Raw genomic sequence first — 16,020 nt, forward strand, 5'->3', positions numbered from 1 at the left:
AGGACGCGCCGCCGTCACCCGGTCGGAGGAGCGTACGGCGGACGGGCGGGCCGCGGCAGACCGTACGGTCGCTCCCATGGCAGTCATCCACCGGGCGACCCTGCGACCGTCGAAGCTCGAGCTCCTGGCGGCGTGGGTGCCCGGTCGGCCGTGGGGCGGCGCGGCCTCGGCCGCCGGGCTCGAACAGGTGGCCGCCTACCGCTTCGACGACCCGGCCGGCGAGGTCGGCGCCGAGACCTTCGTCCTCCGCGCCGGGGACACCCTGCTGCAGGTGCCGCTGAGCTACCGCGGTGCGCCGGTCCCGGAGCTGGCGGAGCACCTGGTCGGGACGACGGAGCACTCGGTGCTCGGCCGCCGGTGGTGCTACGACGCCTGCGCCGACCCGGTGTACGTCGCCGCGCTGGCCGCCGCGGTCCTGACCGGCGCCCCACAGGCCGAGGAGTACGTGGTGGCCGACGGCGGCCGGCAGCGCCGGGAGCCCACCGCCCACGTCACCGGCAGCGGGACGGCGGCCGGCGTCGGGCCCCTCGGCACGCCCACCGCCACCGACACCGCCGACGCGACCACGGTCCGCGCCGGGGACCTGGAGCTGGTGGTGCGGCGCGTGCTGACGCCCTCGGCAGCGGCGGACGGCGCGGTGACGCTCACCGGCACCTGGGCCGGGCAGGACGACCCGGTCCTGCTGGCCACCGCGCGACGCCGCTGACCTCAGGCGGCGACCCGGGGCGCGACCTCGGTGCCCAACAGCTCGATGCCGCGCAGCAGGTCGGCGTGCGCCAGCCGCGGGTTGGTCATCTGGATCGAGACGCGGTCGACCCCGCCCAGCTGCGCGGACACCCGCTGCAGCTTGTCGGCGACGGTGTCCGGGTCGCCCATGAAGAACGCGCCGTCGAGGCCGCTGGTCGCGTCGAACTGCGCCCGCGTCGGCTGGGCGAAGCCGCGCTCGCGGGAGACCTTGGTGAACATCTCGTGCCAGCCGGGGTAGATGGTGTCGGCGGCGGCCCGGGTGCTCCCCGCGACGTAGCCGAAGACGTGCAGCCCCACCTGCAGCCGCTCGGGCGGGTTCCCGGCCTGCGCCCCGGCCCGGCGGTAGAGGTCGACCAGCGGCGCGAACTGCCGCGGCTCGCCGCCGATGATCGCCACCATCAGCGGCAGGCCGAGCAGCCCGGCGCGCACGAACGACTCCGGCGTCCCGCCGACCCCCACCCAGATCGGCAGCGGGTCCTGCAGCGGCCGCGGGTAGACGCCCTGCCCGGTGAGGGCGGGCCGGTGCCGGCCCGACCAGGTCACCGCCTCGGACTCCCGCAGCCGCAGCAGCAGGTCGAGCTTCTCCTCGAACAGCTCGTCGTAGTCCGACAGCGACAGCCCGAAGAGCGGGAAGGCCTCGACGAACGAGCCGCGGCCCACCACCAGGTCGACGCGACCGCGTGAGATGAGGTCCAGGGTGGCGAACTGCTGGAAGACGCGGACCGGGTCGGCGGCGCTGAGCACGGTCACCGCGCTGCCCAGCCGGATCCGGGAGGTCCGCGCGGCGGCGGCACCGAGGATCACCGGCGGCGCCGAGTCGTAGTACTCGGGGCGGTGGTGCTCACCGATGCCGAAGGAGTACAGGCCCACCTCGTCGGCGAGGGCGATCTCCTCGAGCAGGTGGGCCATGCGCTCCTCGGGGCCGACGAGGTGCCCGGTCGAGGGGTCGGTCACTGCTGCGACGAAGCTGTCGACGCCGAGGTGCACGGCTGTCCTCCTGGTGGGTCGGGCCGCCACCGGCGACGGTCCAGCGTTCAACCAGTCAAGCAGGTCCCCCGGCCGCCCTCCCGGTGCCCGTCCGGGAGGCCCGGGCCTGGCCGACCCCGGTGTCCTCACGCAGCGGCGCGGGTAGCGCCCCGTTGCCGGGACGGCGCGCCCGAAGCGGTTGCGCTGCCCTCCCGGCGCTCCCCATGCTGGCGCGGTCCGGCACGACCCGCCCCCGACCAGCGTCCCGACCTGCACGCCGCGAGCGCGCGACCGGGGAGTGCGGGGCCGGACACCGACGGGGGACGGACGCGGCCGCGCCCCGCCGTCCCGGGTCGGCGTCGTCCTCGATCGACCGGTCGCTGCCCGCTCCGTGCGCACGTCCGCGCCCCTGCCCCGTCCCGGGAGTGACCGCATGCACCCCAGCCGCCCCGCCCCAGCCGTGCCCGCCGCGGACGGCGCCTTCACCCACCGGCAGGTGCTGACGGTCCTGGCCGGCCTGATGACGGCGATGTTCCTGGCCGCGCTGGACCAGACCGTGGTGGCGACCGCCGTCCGCACCGTCGCCGACGACCTGCGGGGCTACGACGTGCAGGCCTGGGCCACCACGGCCTTCCTCGTCACCTCGACGATCTCCACCCCGCTCTACGGCAAGCTCTCCGACCTCTACGGACGGCGACCCTTCTACCTGTTCGCCATCTCCGTGTTCGTCCTCGGCTCGGTGCTCTGCGCCCTCGCCGGGTCGATGTACCAGCTGGCGGCCGCCCGGGCGGTGCAGGGGGTGGGCGCCGGCGGTTTGCTGTCGCTGGCCATGGCGATCATCGGCGACCTGGTGTCGCCCCGCGAACGACCGCGCTACCAGGGCTACATCATGGCCGTCTGGGGCAGCGCGAGCGTGCTCGGCCCGGTCGTCGGCGGCTTCCTCGCCGGCCAGGCGTCCCTGCTGGGCATCGACGGGTGGCGGTGGATCTTCCTCGTCAACGTCCCGCTGGGCGCGCTGGCCTTGGCCATCGTCTCCCGGGTGCTGCACCTGCCGCACGAGCGGCGCGAGCACCGCATCGACTGGCCCGGGGCGCTGGCTCTGAGCACCTGCGTCGTGCCGCTGCTCGTCGTCGCCGAGCAGGGCCGCGCCTGGGGCTGGACCTCCCCGGCGACGCTGGCCTGCTGCGCGCTCGGCACCGTCGGGCTCGTGCTGTTCGTCGTGGCCGAACGGGCATACGGGGACGACGCGCTGCTGCCGCTGCGGCTGTTCGGCAACCGCAGCTTCACCGTCACCGCCCTGGGCAGCGTCGTCCTGGGCGCGGGGATGCTGGGCGGTCTGCTGCTGGTCCCCCAGTACCTGCAGATCGTGCACGGCTCGAGCGCCACCGCCGCCGGACTGCAGATGCTCCCGCTGGTCCTGGGGATCATGGTCGGGGCGAGGAGCTCGGGCGTCGTCATCTCCCGGACCGGCCGCTACCGGCAGTTCCCCCTGCTCGGCGTGGCACTGATGGCCGCGGCCCTCGCCGGCCTGTCCCGGGTCGCCGGCGCCGACACGCCGTACTGGCTGTTCGTGCCGTTCCTGGCGGTCTTCGGCGTGGGCGTCGGCTTCACGTTCCAGCCGGTCGTCGTGGCGGTGCAGAGCTCCGTGCCCCCGTGGGAGATCGGGGTGGCGACCTCGTCGGTGACCTTCTTCCGCCAGATGGGCGCCACCGTGGGCACCGCGGCGTTCCTCGCGCTGCTGTTTGCCCGGCTGCCGGGTGCGGTCGACGACGCGGTGCAGGACGCCGTCCGCACCGACCCGGAGCTGGCACCCCGCCTGCAGCCGCTCGAGGGGGTCGGCCGCGACCTGTCCGACACCTCCTTCGTCCAGCAGCTCCCCGACGCGGTCGCCCAGCCGTTCCGGACCGGCTTCGCCGACACGGTGGGGCTGGTGCTGCTCGTCGTCGCCGGCGTGGTCGCCCTGGGCACGGTCGTCTTCCGGTTCCTGCCCCAGCTGACGCTGTCCACCGAGTCGGGCATCGAGGCGCGCCGCAACGCCGCCCGGGCCGCCGGGCCACCGGCAGGTGCGCGAGCCGGCGGGCCGCCCGCGGGTGTGCGGGCTGCGGGGCCGCCGACGGGTACGCGGGCCGGCGGACCGCCGGCAGGTGCGAGGCCCGGCGGGCCGCCGGCCGCAGCGGCCGCCGCCGCGGCGCCTGCCGTCCGGCCGGCGGTGGCCACGCCCCGTCGGCGGCTCGACGTCAGGGAACGCCTCGTGGCCGCCGCTGCCACGCTCGGGATCCTCCTGGGACTCGGCGGGATCGCGTTGGGTTCCGCGGCTCCCACGGCCGACGGGGACACCGCCGTCGGAGCCGGGCCGGCCGGCAACGCGCCCCTGGCGCCAGCTCCGCCTGGCCCGGCACCCGATCCCGGCCCGGCCCCCGATCCCGGCTCGGCGGGGGCCGGCGAGTCGGTCCCGGACGGCGGAGCGGCCGATGAGACGCCGCAGTCGAGGTCGCAGCGGAACGCGGAGCCGGCCGGCGTCGAGACGGCGAGCCCGCCGCGACGCCCGGCGGCGCAGACGACGACGGCCGAACCGCCCGCGGCCCAGACGACGGCGCCCGCGACATCCGACGGGACGAACACCGACACCGACACGGTTGCCGGGAGCGGCAGCGCCGCGGCGAGCCCGTCCCGCACCACGCCGGCCGGCACCGCGGCGCCGTCGCCCACCCCCACGCCGAGCCCGACGCCCAGCCGGACACCCGCACCGACACCGACCCCGACGGTCACGGCGACGCCGAGCGCCACACCGTCGCCGACGCCCACCCCGACACCGTCGCCCACGCCCACCCCGACGCCCACCGCGACACCGACGTCCACACCGACGTCCACACCCACCCCCACGCCTACACCCATCCCGACACCGACGCCGAGCCCCACGCCCACACCCACCCCGACGCCCACGCCGACACCCACCCCGACACCGACGGCCACGCCCTCGTCGACACTGACGCCCACGCCCTCGTCGACCCCGACGCCCACCTCCACGTCGACCCCCACCGACACCGCGGAACCCACGGAGACGGAGACGCCCGCGACCGGAACGAGCACGGCCACCCCCTGACGACACGACAGATCTCGGGCGGCCACCCCCCGGAGGCGCAGCGCGGTCCCGTCGCAGGCGGCACGCGCGGGCACAGCCGTCCGCAGGCCTCGGGCGCCGTCGGCCCGGCCAGCACGCGGACGGTGCGGACACCCGCGTGCCGGAACCGACACGGCCGTCGCTAGGTTGCCGTGGCGCAGCACACGCCCGTATCGACCAGGAGGTCCCGTGCCGGTCGACCCGCACATCGCCGCACTGCTCACCGCGCTGGCCCAGAGCGGCATGCCGCCCATGCACGAGGGAACGGCGGAGGCCGCTCGGGTCCAGTACCTGACGCTGAGCGCCACGCGCTCGCCGGAGTACGTGGTGCCGGTGGCCGCGACCGAGGACAGGTCCGTCCCCGGCGCCGAGGGCGAGCTGCGTGCCCGGGTGTACCGACCCGAGGGCGAGGGGCCCTTCCCCACCGTCGCCTTCTTCCACGGCGGCGGCTGGGTGATCGGTGACCTCGAGACGCACGACGCGACGGTCCGGTCGATCTGCCGCGGCAGCCGGGCGGTCGTCGTCGCGGTCGACTACCGGCTCGCACCCGAGCACCCGTTCCCCGCCGCGGCCGACGACGCCGTCGCCGCCACCCGCTGGATCGCCGCGCACCTCGACGAGTTCGGCGGGGACGACCGGCTGGCCGTGGCCGGCGACAGCGCGGGCGGGAACCTCGCCGCCGTCGTCGCCCAGATGCTGACCGCAGAGGGCACCCCGGTGGTCGCCCAGTTCCTGATCTACCCGGCGGTCGACGCCCTCGGCGACTACCCGTCACGGATCGAGAACGCTCGCGGCTACTTCCTCGAGCAGCCGACCATGGACTGGTTCTACGGCCACTACGCGGGCGCTTGGGACGACGCCAAGGACCCGCGGCTGTCCCCGCTGCACGCCGCCGACCTCTCCGGGCTGCCGCCGGCCGTCGTCGTCACCGCGGAGTACGACCCGCTGCGCGACGAGGGTGAGGCCTACGGCGAGGCGCTGCGGGCCGCGGGTGTGGAGGCCGACGTGCGCCGCTACGACGGGCTGATCCACGGCTTCTTCGCCATGGGCGCGCTGTCCCCGGCCGCGCAGGCCGCCGTCGACGAGAGCTGCACCCTCTTCGGGGAGCCGCTGCACCGCTGAGCACAGGACCCGTGGGCGGCGGGCGTCAGCCCCGGGCGTAGCGCGAGTACGTCACGCCGTTGCGGAAGCCCCGGCACTCGACCAGCCGCAGCCGGTCCGCGGCAGCGCCGTCGGGGAACAGCCGCCGGCCGCGGCCCTGGACGGCGGGGTAGGTGAACAGCCGGTACTCGTCGACCAGCCCGGCGCCGATCAGCGTGTGGCAGAGGGTGATGCTGCCGGTGACGACGATGTCCGCGCCGGGCTGCTGCTTCAGCTCGCGCACCTGCGCCACCGCGTCGCCGTCCAGCACGGTGGTGTGCTGCCAGCCCGGCTCGGTGAGGGTCGAGGAGACGACGTACTTCTGCACCCGGTCCAGGTAGGCGCTGATGCCGGTCGGGTCGTCGGTCCGCCCCGGCCAGTAGCTGCGGAAGTCCTCGAACGTCTGCCGGCCGAGGAGCAGGGCGTCGGCGCGCTCGTCCTGGCGGTGGATCTCCTCGACCAGGTCGGAGTCGTCCACCCCCTCCTGCCCCTGCGGGGAGAACCAGTCGTCGAGCATCTCCACCGCGCCGTCGACGGTCGTGTTCTGCGTGATCGCGAGCGTGCGCACCGTGCCTCCCGGGGTCGCCTTCCGTCGCAGTACCGACCGCTGCGGCGCCCGGAACTCATCGCCGTCAGGGGCGCCAGGCCGGCCGGTAATCGGGGTGGGCGGCGTAGGGCAGCGCGAGCAGCGCCAGGGTGAGCGCGGCCAGCTGGTGCCGGTCGGTGGGCGGGACCGGGAAGTCCAGGCCCGCCGGGCGCGCGCCGAGCAGGTGCAGGTCCGGCCCGGCGTCCCGGCAGGCCAGCACGAGCCGTCGCTTGGCGGCGCACTCGGCGAGCACCCGCGCCGGGTCGTGGTGGGCGACGTGCTCGGCGGCGCCCCGTGGCGCGGTCACGTCGCCGTCCCACGACTGTCGCCCGGTCGCCTGTCCGGCGGCCGCTGCCAGCCGCTGATCCTCGGCGATGCGGGCGAGGAGGAAGCCGTCGAGGTCGGGTTCGAGGTCCGGTTCCAGGCCCGGGTCGGCGTCCACGCGGCCATCCTGCGCCGCGCGGGCGTGCGCCGGTACCGGCTGCGGCCCGCCCGGGTCCTACGGTGGGCGCGACATGCGAAACCCACCCGGATCGGACCTGCTCGTCGCCGGAGGACTCGCCGTCGGGCACGGTGCCGCACCGGTGTGCGCCCCGGTGGACCTGCGGCTGTCCGCCGGGCGCGCCCTGGCCGTCGTCGGCCCGAACGGCTCGGGCAAGTCCACGCTGCTGCGCACGCTCGTCGGCCTGCTCGAGCCGCTGGCCGGCACCGTCACCCTCGCCGGCGCCTCGGTCGACGAGCGGTCGGCGGCCTTCCGGCGTGACGTGGCCGCCGTCCTCGACGACGACTCTTTCTTCGTCTCGCTCACCGGCCGCGAGCACCTGCTGCTGACCGCACGGGGGCACGGCGTGGCCGCCGCCGAGGAGGTCGTGGCCGCCGAGATCGAGGCGTTCGGCCTCGCCGAGCGCGCCGACGCGCTGCCCTCGGCGCTCTCCTCCGGGCAGCGCCGGCGGCTGGCGCTGGCGGCCGCGTTCGTCCGCCCCGCCCGGCTCCTGGTGCTCGACGAGCCCGAGCGCCGGCTCGACGCGGGCATGCGGACGCGGCTGGCCGCGCGGCTGGGCGGGCTGCGGGACGCCGGCACCGCCGTGCTGTTCGCCAGCCACGACGCCGAGCTGGTCGGGACGGTCGCCGACGAGGTCCTCGTGGTGGACGACGACGCCTGCCGGGTGCTGGCCCCCGCCGAGGCCGCCGGCCGGATCGCGGAGCTCTGAGCGGTGGCGGCCGGCACGACGGTGGCGCCGCTGGACGGTGCGGCGGTGCGCCGCTGGACCCGCCGGGCGACGGCGGCCCGGGCGTCCACGACGCTGGGACAGCGGCTGTCCGACGCCTGGGGCGGGCTGGTGTCGGCCGGGGTCGGCCTGGCGGTCGCCGGCGGCGGCCTCGCCTCGCTGCGCGAGCGGATCGCCCTGGCCGGCGCGCCGGTCACCGGGACGGTGCTGCCCGCTCCCCTCACCTCGGCCGCACTGGTGCTGCTCGCGCTGGCCGGCGTGGTCGTCGTCCTGGCCCGGCTGGGGCCGGTCAGCGCCACGCCGGCGGCGGCCGCGTGGTGGCTGCCGCTGCCCGCCGACCGCCGCGGCCTGCTCCGCGGCGAGCTGGTGCGGCTGACCGCGGCCGTCGGCGCGGGGGCCGTGCTGCTCGCGCTGCCGCTGGCCTTCGGGGCCGTCGCCGCGCCGACGGCGGCCTCCGTGCTGGGCGGCCTGGGCTGGGCGGTCGCAGCCGCCGTCGCCGCGGTCGGGGGGACGGTGCTGCTGCAGACCCGTCGTCGCGGCCGCGGACCGGCAGCGGCCGCCGGCGCGGTCGCGGGCGCGGCGGCCGTCGCCCCGGCGGTCGTCGGCACGCTCGCCGCGGCGGGCGGCACGCCGGTCGGTGCCCCTGCCCTCGGCACCCCACCGGCCTGGGCCCTCGCGGCCGCGGCGCTCGCCGCCGCGGCCCTGCTCGTGCAGGCCGACCGCGGCCTGGGCCGGCTGGACGCCGGCCGACTGCTCGCCGGCGGGGTCACCGCGGGCCAGGCGAGCGGCTCGCTGCTCTCCCTGGACACCCGGCAGCTGGGCCGGGCGCTCGCCGGCCGGGACCGTCCGCCCCGCCGCAGCCGCCGCCTCACACCGGTGCGCCGTCCCTGGCAGGCGGTCGTCGCGGCCGACCTCGCCGTGCTCGCCCGCGGCCGGTGGCAGCTCGGCCAGCTCGCCGTCGCCGCCGCCGTGCCGGTCGTCGTGGCCCGCACCGAGGGGTTGGGCGCCCTGCCGCCGCTGGTGTGGGCCGGGTGCCTGGCCGGCTGGGGGCTGGCCGCCACGGCGGCCGGCCGGGCCGCCCGCGAGGCGCACGGCGTGCCGGAGCTCGACCGGCTGTTCGCGCTGTCGGCTGCGGCGGTGGTGCGCAGCCGCGCCGTCGTCCCGGTGCTCGCGACCGGCGTGGTCTGCGCCGTGAGCGGGCTGCTGCTCGGCGTCGGGACGGGTCTCGTCGGCACCTGGGCGCTGCTCGGGCTGGCCGTGGCCCCGGCGTGGGCGGCGGCCTCGCTGCGCGGCGCGACGCGCCCCGACCCGGACTGGTCCGGGCCGGTCGTCTCCACCCCGATGGGCGTGCTGCCGGCCGGGGTCGGCGCCACGCTCGTGCAGGGGGTGGACGTCGGCGTGGCCGGCAGCCTGCCGCTGCTCGCCGCGCTGGGAACGGGTGGCCCCACGCCGCTGCTCGTCGCCGTCCAGGCCGCCTGGTCGCTGCTGCTGGCGGCCGCGGTGCTGGTGCACCTCGGCCGGCGGCGGTCGCCCGGGAGCTGACCCGAGCCGATCAGCCCTCGGCGGGGTCCACCACCCCGGCACTGCCGCCACCGCGCCGCACCGTCTCGGCCGCGGCCAGGAGCCGCCCGTCGGGCAGGAACTCCACGCCGGTGGCGGCCCCGATCTCGTCGACCGACGCGAAGGCGTGCCCGCGGGCGGTCAGCTCGGCGCCGTACGCGTCGAGGAAGGCCGGCTCGGCGTCGGCCGTCGCCGCGTTGCGCTGGCTGGCCCGCGGGGCCGCGATCGCGTCGGCCAGGTCGGTGCCGCGGTCGAGCCGGTCCACCAGCGTCTGCAGCACGGTCGTGATGATGGTGGCCCCACCGGGCGAGCCGAGGGCCAGGAGCGGCTCCCCGTCCTGCAGCACGACCGTCGGCGCCATGCTGCTGCGCGGCCGCTTGCCCGGAGCGGGCAGGTTCGGCTCGGGACGGGTCGGGTCGGCGGGCGCGAAGGTGAAGTCGGTCAGCTCGTTGTTCAGCAGGAACCCGCGGTCGGGGACGGTGATCCCGCTGCCACCGGTCTGCTCGATGGTCAGCGTGTAGCTGGCCACGTTCCCCGCGGCGTCGGCCACGGTGAGGTGCGTGGTGGACGGCCCCTCCGTGCCGCCGTCGCCGGGAAGTGCGGCCGGAGCCGGGCACGGGCCGTACTCGCCGTCCGGGACGCCCGCCGGCAACGGCTTGGGCGCCGCCCGGTCCGGGTCGACCAGACAGGCCCGCTCGGCGGCGAAGCCGTCGGAGAGCAGCTCGGCCAGGGGCACCTGGCTGTAGGCGGGGTCGCCGACGTAGGCGTTGCGGTCGGCGAAGGCCAGCGCGCTGGCCTCCAGGTAGGTGTGCAGGACGTCGACCTCCGGCAGAGCGGCCAGCTCGAAGCCCTGGAGCACGTTCAGGGCCTCGCCGACGGTCGAGCCACCGCTGGACGGCGGCGCCATCCCGTAGACCTCCAGGCCCCGGTACTCGACGCGGGTCGGCGCGCGCAACGGTGCCGTGTACGCGGCCAGGTCGGACTCCTCCAGCAGGCCGGCCGGCACCGGCGCGGCGCCCTCCGCCAGCGGTGGCTCCTGAGCGGTGCGCGCGACCTCCCCGGCCAGCTCACCGGTGTAGAAGGCCTCGACCCCCTTCGCTGCCACCAGCTCGTAGGTGCCCGCGAGGTCGGGATTGCGGAAGACCGAGCCCACCTCGGGCAGCGCGCCGCCGGGGAGGAACAGCTCGGCGGTGGGCGCGAAGCGGCGGAACCGCTCCTCGTTGTCGGCGGTCTGCTGGCGGAACGTCTCGTCGACGACGAAGCCCTCCTCGGCCAGCTCGGTGGCGCCCTCCAGCGCCTCGGCCAGCGAGAGCGTGCCGAACTCGTCGAGCGCGCGCTGCCACGTCAGGGGGGTCCCCGGCGTGCCGACCGACAACCCGCTCGTCACCGCGTCCTCGAAGGGCAGGGGCTCGCCGTCCTCCCCGAGGAAGGCATCGGCCCCCATCGCCTGGGGCGCGGTCTCCCGGCCGTCGACCGTGCTGACCTCCCCGGTGGCGGCGTCGAAGTACACGAAGAACCCGCCGCCCCCGACGCCCGCCGAGTAGGGCTCGGTCACGCCCAGCGCGGCGGCCGCGGCGACCGCCGCGTCGGCGGCGTTGCCGCCCGCGGCCAGCACCTCCAGGCCGACCCGGGTGGCGTCGGGGTCCACCGTCGCGACCGCGCCGCCGGTCCCGACCGCGCGGGGCACCTTGTCCGGCGGCGGGACGGCGTCCTCCCCCGGTGCGGCGGTCGCGGTGCCGGCCGGGGCGGTCCCGACCAGAGCAGCGGCGGTCAGGGCGGTCAGGACGGTGCGTCGACGCAGCACGGGGACTCCTCGGGCGTCGGGACGGTCGCGGTCGCGGGGCCCAGCCTGCTCCGGACCCGGCCGGCCCGCCCGGCGAGCTGGACCCGACAGCCGCGACGGGACAGGATCTCCGGGTGAGCCGCATCAACGACGTCGGCGGCATGGTCGGGTTCCCCGCGATCGCCGAGGAGCCCGACGAGCCGGCCTTCCACGCCGACTGGGAGGCGCACGTGCTGGCGCTGAACGCCGCGCTGATCCGGCGGGGCGTCTACAACCTCGACGAGTTCCGCGACGCGATCGAGCGGATGGAGCCGGCCGCCTACCTGTCGAGCTCGTACTACGAGAAGTGGTTCACGGCCATCACGACGCTGCTGGTCGAGAAGGGGGTGGCGACGCCGGAGGAGCTGGCCGTCCCCGGGACCGACCCCGGTGGCTGACCGGTTCGCCCCCGGTGACGTCGTGCGCACCAGCACCGCCGACCCGGTGTGGCACACCCGGCTGCCGCGGTACGCCCGCGGCGCCGTCGGCCGGGTGGTCGAGCTCGCCGGGCACCACCCGCTGGCCGACGACCGGGCCCGCGGCCGGCCGGGGACGGCCCAGGCCGTCTACCACGTGCGGTTCGCCGCCGCGGACCTGTTCGGCGACGGCGAGCACGACGTGACGGTGGAGCTCTGGGAGGACTACCTGGAGCCGGCCGACGAGCAGGGAGGGACACCATGAGCGGGGACCACCACGGCAGCTCGGCGATCTCCGAGCGGGTCCGGCACGTCGAGGCGCTGCTGGAAGCGCGCGGCCTCGTCGACGAGGGCGAGATCGACCGCAGCATCGACGATTTCCTCGCCGGCGGCTCGCCGGTCAACGGCGCCCGCATCACCGCGCGGGCCTGGGTGGACCCGGGCTTCCGGGACCGGCTCCTCGCCGACGCCAACGCCGCGATCCGGGAGCTCGGGCTGTCGATGGCCGGGGGTCTGCAAGAGCAGCGGCTGAAGGTGGTCGCCAACACCGAGGACGAGCACAACGTCGTGGTCTGCACGCTGTGCTCCTGCTACCCGATCGCGCTGCTGGGCCCCTCCCCGTCCTGGTACAAGAGCGAGGCCTACCGCTCCCGGGTGGTGCGGGACCCGCGCGGGGTGCTGGCGGAGTTCGGCCTCGAGCTGCCCGCCGGGACGCGCATCAGCGTCTGGGACGCCAGCGCCGAGTCGCGGTACATGGTCGTCCCGCGCCGGCCGGAGGGCACCGACGGGAGGCCGGAGGAGGCACTCGCCGCCCTGGTGACCCGCAACGGCCTGATCGGGACCGCCGCCGTCTGACGCGGGGTCAGCCGGCGGACCGCCCGCGCAGCTCGTTCTTCTGCACCTTGCCGGTGGAGGTCTTCGGCAGGTCGCCGTAGACGAACCGCTTGGGCACCTTGAACCCGGCCAGCCGCGACCGCACGAACGCGGCGAGCTCCTCGTCGGTCACCTCGCCCCCGGGCCGCAGCGTCACGTGCGCGACCGGGACCTCCCCCCACTGCTCGTGCGGCTCGGCGACCACGGCGGACTCCAGCACGGCGGGGTGGGCGTCCAGCGCCCGCTCGACCTCGACCGAGGAGATGTTCTCGCCGCCGGAGATGATGATGTCCTTGCTGCGGTCGCGGATCTCGAGGTAGCCGTCCGGGTGGACGACGGCGAGGTCGCCGGTGCGGAACCAGCCCGGTCCACCGTCGGGCCCGGGCAGCGTCGCCTTCGCCGTCGCCTCCTCGTCCTGGTAGTAGCCGAGCATGACGTCGTTGCCGCGGGCCACGATCTCCCCGATCGTCTCGCCGTCGCGGGGGACGTCGGCGCCGTCCTCCCCCACCACCCGCAGCGGCTGCGCGACCACGTTGGCCACGCCCTGCCGGGCCTTGAGCTCGGCCTGCTGCTCCTCCGGGAGGTCGTCCCACTCCGGGTGCCACTGGTTGACCGCGACCGGGCCGTAGGTCTCGGTGAGCCCGTAGAGGTGCGTGACGTCCATGTGCAGCGCGGACATCCGGGCCAGCAGGGTCGGGGTGGGCGGCGCGCCGCCGGTCTGCACCGCCACCCGCGGCGAGACCGGGCCGGCCTCCGCCTCCTCCGCGTTGGCGATCATGGTGAGCACGGTCGGCGCCGCGCTGAAGTGGGTGATGCCCTCGCTGCGCAGCAGCTGCCAGATGCGGGCCGGCTCCACCCGCGGCAGGCACACGTGGGTGGCGCCACCGGCCGACACCGCCCAGGGGAAGCACCAGCCGTCGCAGTGGAACATGGGCAGCGTCCACAGATACTGGCTCGTCGGGCCCAGACCGGTGTGCAGCGCCATCGCCAGCGCCTGCAGGTAGGCGCCCCGGTGGCTGTACATGACGCCCTTGGGCTGGCCGGTCGTGCCGGAGGTGTAGTTGAGCGCCAGCAGCCCCCACTCGTCGTCGCAGGGCCGCGCCAGCGGCTCGGCCGAGGCCAGGAGCTGCTCGTACTCGTCGCCGGCCTGCACGACCGGGATGCCCACTGCCGCCGCGACCTCGGTGGCGGTCGCGGCGAACGCGGCGTCCGCGAGCAGGACGGCGGCGCCGGAGTGCCGCAGGATGTACTCCAGCTCGGCCGCCTTCAACCGCGTGTTGAGCGGGACCAGGACCGCGCCCGCCCACGGCACGCCGTTGTGCGCCTCGAGCATCGTCGAGCTGTTCGTGCAGAGCGCGGCCACCCGGTCCCCGGGCGCGACGCCGCGGGCCGCCAGCGCGCCGGCCAGCCGGCGGGAGCGGTCGGCGAACTCCCGGTAGGTGAGGCGCCGGTCGCCGTCGACCACCGCGGTGCGCTCGGGGAAGACCCGCGCGGAGCGCTCCAGGAATGCGGTCGGGGTCAGCTGGGCCGAACTGAAGGTCGCCACCTGGTCTCCTCGGGGCGCGGGGCGGTCGGTCTCCGGTGGATTGTCAGCACAGGTCTGCCCGGTCGGCTCCCTGAGGTGCGCGGCGCGCGGCGGCGTGGTCACCTGGGTCCGCCCCGCGGGTCCGCGCGAGGACGGGGAGGCATCGTGGCACGGGTCCACCTGCTGGCCACCGGCGGCACGATCGCCAGCCGCCGCACCGACGGCGGGCTGTCGGCCACCACGCCGGCCGCCGAGCTGCTGGCCGCGGTCGGTCCGCTGCCGGGCCTCGAGGTCACCGGCAGCGACCTGACCACGGTGCCGAGCTTCGCGCTGACCGGCGCCGACGTCCGCGGGCTGGTGCACGAGGTGCGCCGGCAGCTGGCGGACGACGTCGACGGCGTCGTCGTCACGCACGGCACGGACACCATGGAGGAGTCGGCGTTCCTCGCCGATCTCGTGCACGACGACCCGCGCCCGGTGGTGTTCACCGGCGCGCAGCGGCCCTTCGACGCGCCGGCCCCCGACGGTCCGGCGAACCTGGCCGACGCGCTCTGGGTGGCCGCCGACCCCGCGGCGCGGGACCTGGGCGTGCTGCTGGCCTTCGACGGCCTGGTCTTCGCCGCCCGCGGGGTGCGCAAGGTCGAGACGCTGCGCAGCGCGGCCTTCGCCGCCCCCGGCCGCGGCCCGGTGCTGCGGGTGGCCAGCGGCGCCGTCGTCCCCCTGGCGCGGCCGCCGCGGCCGCCCGCGCTGCCGCTGGACCTGGCCGCCGAGCTGCCGCGCGTCGACGTCATCGCCTGCGCCCAGGGCTCGGACGACGCCCTGCTCAATGCCGCGGTCGCGGCCGGTGCTGCCGGCGTGGTGCTCGAGGCGTTCGGCGCGGGGAACGTGCCGCCACCGGTCGCCGCGGCCGCGGCCGAGCTGATCGCGGATGGGGTGCCGGTCCTGGTGTGCTCGCGGGTGCCGTCGGGGTCGGTCGCGCCGCTCTACGCCGGGGGCGGGGCGAGCCTGGCGCGGGACGGCGCGCTGTTCGGCGGCGACCTGAGCCCCTGGCAGGGGCGGCTGCTGCTGGCCGCCGCGCTGGCGCTGGACCCGCGGGACCCGGGGCGGGTCCTCGCCGGCCGGCTCTGAACACCGACTCGAGAGGGGAAACGGCGTGGCCAAGGAGATCTTTGTGTCGTTCGGCGTCGACATCGACGCCGTGGCCGGGTGGCTGGGGTCCTACGGCGGGGAGGACTCGCCCGACGACATCTCGCGTGGGCTGTTCGCCGGCGAGGTGGGCGTGCCGCGCATCCTCGAGCTGTTCCGCCGCGAGGGGTTGACCCAGACGTTCTTCTGGCCGGGGCACTCCATCGAGACGTTCCCGGAGCAGTTCGACGCCTGCCTGGCGGCCGGCCACGAGATCGGCGTGCACGGCTACAGCCACGAGAACCCGATCGCGATGACCCGCGAGCAGGAGTCCGCGGTGCTCGACCGGTGCATCGACCTCATCGAGAAGCGGGCCGGACGGCGTCCCACCGGGTACGTCGCGCCGTGGTGGGAGTTCTCCCCCGTCACCAACGAGCTGCTGCTCGAGCGGGGCATCACCTACGACCACTCGCTCATGCACCGCGACTTCGAGCCCTACTACGTCCGCGTCGGCGACAGCTGGACGAAGATCGACTACTCGCAGCCGGCCGACACGTGGATGGAGCCCCTGGTCCGCGGCCGGGAGACCGAGCTGGTGGAGATCCCGGCGAACTGGTACCTCGACGACCTGCCGCCGATGATGTTCGTCAAGACCAGCCCGAACAGCCACGGCTTCGTCAACCCGCGCGACATCGAGCAGATGTGGACCGACCAGTTCGATTGGGTCTACCGCGAGCAGGACTACGCCGCCTTCACGATGACCATCCACCCCGACGTGGCGGGGCGGCCGCAGGTGCTGATGGCCCTCGAGCGGATCATCGCCCACATCAAGGGGCACGACGGTGTCCGCTGGGTGACCTTCGACGAGATCGCGCAGGACTTCCTGCGCCGCTCCCCGCGCCCGGCCTGA

14 protein-coding genes and 1 pseudogene are annotated in these 16,020 nt (G+C 76.2%); 10 read left to right on the forward strand and 5 right to left on the reverse strand.

The window, feature by feature from the left end; translation table 11 throughout:
- Positions 1-76 precede the first annotated feature (76 nt).
- A pseudogene (locus BLW63_RS28825) lies at positions 77-484 on the forward strand (CG0192-related protein); the annotation flags it as partial.
- 224 nt (positions 485-708) lie between these two features.
- Here the strand turns inward: BLW63_RS28825 and BLW63_RS01005 are convergent.
- Positions 709-1,734: an Atu2307/SP_0267 family LLM class monooxygenase gene (locus BLW63_RS01005; RefSeq protein WP_091150535.1), complete on the reverse strand. Its 1,026-nt coding sequence runs from the start codon at positions 1,732-1,734 to the stop codon at positions 709-711.
- 412 nt (positions 1,735-2,146) lie between these two features.
- On the opposite strand from BLW63_RS01005, the gene BLW63_RS27200 reads away from it, so the two are divergent.
- Together BLW63_RS27200 and BLW63_RS01020 are read left to right on the forward strand one after the other, a co-directional pair.
- A complete protein-coding gene (locus BLW63_RS27200; protein WP_211516953.1) occupies positions 2,147-4,816 on the forward strand; it encodes an MDR family MFS transporter in 2,670 nt (889 codons plus the stop codon).
- Between the two features lie 207 nt (positions 4,817-5,023).
- A complete protein-coding gene (locus BLW63_RS01020) occupies positions 5,024-5,956 on the forward strand; it encodes an alpha/beta hydrolase (protein WP_091150537.1) in 933 nt (310 codons plus the stop codon).
- A 25-nt stretch (positions 5,957-5,981) separates the two neighbouring features.
- Here BLW63_RS01020 and BLW63_RS01025 read toward each other — a convergent pair whose 3' ends face one another.
- Positions 5,982-6,542, reverse strand: a complete 561-nt coding sequence (locus BLW63_RS01025; protein WP_091150539.1) for a dihydrofolate reductase family protein — start codon at positions 6,540-6,542, stop codon at positions 5,982-5,984.
- Between the two features lie 64 nt (positions 6,543-6,606).
- Positions 6,607-7,002, reverse strand: coding sequence for a DUF6221 family protein (locus BLW63_RS01030; RefSeq protein ID WP_091150541.1), 396 nt, complete (start codon positions 7,000-7,002; stop codon positions 6,607-6,609).
- Between the two features lie 73 nt (positions 7,003-7,075).
- Between BLW63_RS01030 and BLW63_RS01035 the strand changes: the two genes are divergently transcribed.
- Entirely contained in the window at positions 7,076-7,771 is a 696-nt protein-coding gene (locus tag BLW63_RS01035; protein ID WP_091150543.1) for an ABC transporter ATP-binding protein, read from the forward strand.
- 3 nt (positions 7,772-7,774) lie between these two features.
- On the forward strand, positions 7,775-9,331 hold the full coding sequence (locus BLW63_RS01040; protein ID WP_091150544.1) for a DUF6297 family protein: 1,557 nt from the start codon (positions 7,775-7,777) through the stop codon (positions 9,329-9,331).
- A 10-nt stretch (positions 9,332-9,341) separates the two neighbouring features.
- Here BLW63_RS01040 and ggt read toward each other — a convergent pair whose 3' ends face one another.
- Positions 9,342-11,153, reverse strand: coding sequence for a gamma-glutamyltransferase (gene ggt / locus BLW63_RS01045; RefSeq protein WP_091150546.1), 1,812 nt, complete (start codon positions 11,151-11,153; stop codon positions 9,342-9,344).
- Between the two features lie 113 nt (positions 11,154-11,266).
- Here ggt and BLW63_RS28420 point away from each other — a divergent pair, with 113 nt between their 5' ends.
- From BLW63_RS28420 to BLW63_RS01060, 3 genes are read left to right on the forward strand one after another with little or no spacing between them, the layout of a single operon-like run.
- Positions 11,267-11,569, forward strand: a complete 303-nt coding sequence (locus BLW63_RS28420) for an SH3-like domain-containing protein (RefSeq protein ID WP_091150548.1) — start codon at positions 11,267-11,269, stop codon at positions 11,567-11,569.
- A complete protein-coding gene (locus BLW63_RS28425) occupies positions 11,562-11,852 on the forward strand; it encodes an SH3-like domain-containing protein (RefSeq protein WP_091150550.1) in 291 nt (96 codons plus the stop codon). The genes BLW63_RS28420 and BLW63_RS28425 overlap by 8 nt, the downstream gene beginning before the upstream one ends.
- Positions 11,849-12,442 carry a nitrile hydratase subunit alpha gene (locus BLW63_RS01060; protein ID WP_091150552.1) on the forward strand — a complete coding sequence of 198 codons (594 nt, stop codon included), beginning with the start codon at positions 11,849-11,851 and terminating at the stop codon, positions 12,440-12,442. The genes BLW63_RS28425 and BLW63_RS01060 overlap by 4 nt, the downstream gene beginning before the upstream one ends.
- Positions 12,443-12,449: 7 nt before the next feature.
- Here BLW63_RS01060 and BLW63_RS01065 read toward each other — a convergent pair whose 3' ends face one another.
- On the reverse strand, positions 12,450-14,006 hold the full coding sequence (locus BLW63_RS01065) for an acyl--CoA ligase family protein (protein WP_091150555.1): 1,557 nt from the start codon (positions 14,004-14,006) through the stop codon (positions 12,450-12,452).
- A 144-nt stretch (positions 14,007-14,150) separates the two neighbouring features.
- Here BLW63_RS01065 and BLW63_RS01070 point away from each other — a divergent pair, with 144 nt between their 5' ends.
- Positions 14,151-15,113: an asparaginase gene (locus BLW63_RS01070; protein WP_091150557.1), complete on the forward strand. Its 963-nt coding sequence runs from the start codon at positions 14,151-14,153 to the stop codon at positions 15,111-15,113.
- Between the two features lie 25 nt (positions 15,114-15,138).
- Complete coding sequence (locus BLW63_RS01075) at positions 15,139-16,020, forward strand: polysaccharide deacetylase family protein (RefSeq protein WP_091150560.1); 882 nt, start codon at positions 15,139-15,141, stop codon at positions 16,018-16,020.

Origin of the sequence: Geodermatophilus africanus, assembly GCF_900107105.1 — a bacterium.
Lineage (GTDB): Bacteria > Actinomycetota > Actinomycetes > Mycobacteriales > Geodermatophilaceae > Geodermatophilus > Geodermatophilus africanus.